Source organism: Mesorhizobium sp. M7A.F.Ca.CA.004.12.1.1, assembly GCF_003997835.1.
Taxonomy (GTDB): Bacteria; Pseudomonadota; Alphaproteobacteria; order Rhizobiales; family Rhizobiaceae; genus Mesorhizobium.
This window is the reverse complement of record NZ_RZRK01001258.1, coordinates 1-1,103: the sequence shown is the minus strand read 5'-3', so window position 1 is coordinate 1,103 and position 1,103 is coordinate 1. Positions and strand designations below refer to the sequence as shown.

The 1,103-nt window shown below is 63.2% G+C and carries 1 protein-coding gene; it reads left to right on the top strand.

Annotated features, from left to right (window positions below):
* Window positions 1-1,002: aldehyde dehydrogenase family protein (locus EN984_RS35605; protein ID WP_127384403.1), on the top strand; the 1,002-nt coding region annotated here is incomplete at its 5' end.
* Window positions 1,003-1,103: the final 101 nt, after the last annotated feature.

Genomic DNA, 1,103 nt, shown 5'->3' with positions numbered 1-1,103 from the left:
GTGGTGCCGTGGAATTTCCCGCTCGACATGGCGACCTGGAAATGCGCGCCGGCACTGGCGGCAGGCAATTCGGTGGTGCTGAAACCCGCCGAGCAGTCGCCTTTGTCGGCCCTGCTTCTGGCGGAACTGGCAATGGAAGCGGGCCTGCCTGCAGGCGTGCTCAATGTCGTGCCCGGCCTTGGCGAAACCGCCGGCCAGGCGCTTGGCCGCCATATGGATGTGGATTGCCTCGCCTTCACCGGTTCGACCGCCGTGGGCAAGATGTTTCTGCAGTATTCCGGCCAGTCGAACATGAAGCAGGTCTGGCTGGAAACCGGCGGCAAGAGCCCGAACCTCATCTTTGCCGATTGCGGCGATCTTGACACGGCAGCCGACATGGCTGCCTTCGGCATCTTCTTCAACCAGGGCGAGGTCTGTTCCGCCAATTCACGCCTGCTCGTCCAGCGCGGCATCAAGGATGCCCTGATGGAGAAACTGGTGCAACGTGCGGCGGCCACGCAGCCCGGCGATCCGCTCGATCCGGCTTCGAAAATGGGCGCGATGGTCGATGCCCGCCACGCGGCCAATGTCATGCGGTTCGTCGAGGCCGGCAAGAAAAGCGCGCGCCTGGTCGCGGGCGGCGACCTGGTCACGGTCAATGGGCGCGGCAGCTTTGTCCAGCCGACCATCTTCGACGATGTCGCACCTGCCGATCCGATTGCTCGCGACGAGATCTTCGGGCCGGTGCTTTCGGTCATCGCCTTCGACGACGAGGCCGACGCGATCCGCATCGCCAATGACAGCCCCTATGGGCTGGCCGCATCGCTGTGGACCGACAGCCTGTCGCGCGCGCATCGTATCGCCGGCCGGCTGCATGCCGGCACGGTTTCCGTCAACACGGTCGACGCGCTGAGCCCGATGACGCCGTTCGGCGGTTTCAAGCAATCCGGCTTCGGCCGCGACCTGTCGCTGCATGCGCTCGACAAATACACCGCGCTCAAAACGACATGGATCAAATACTGATGGGCGCCTAAAGCGCATCGCGATTGAACGGATTCAAGCGATGCGCTTTAGGCGCCCATCAGTATTTGATCCATGTCGTTTTGAGCGCGGTGTATTTGTCG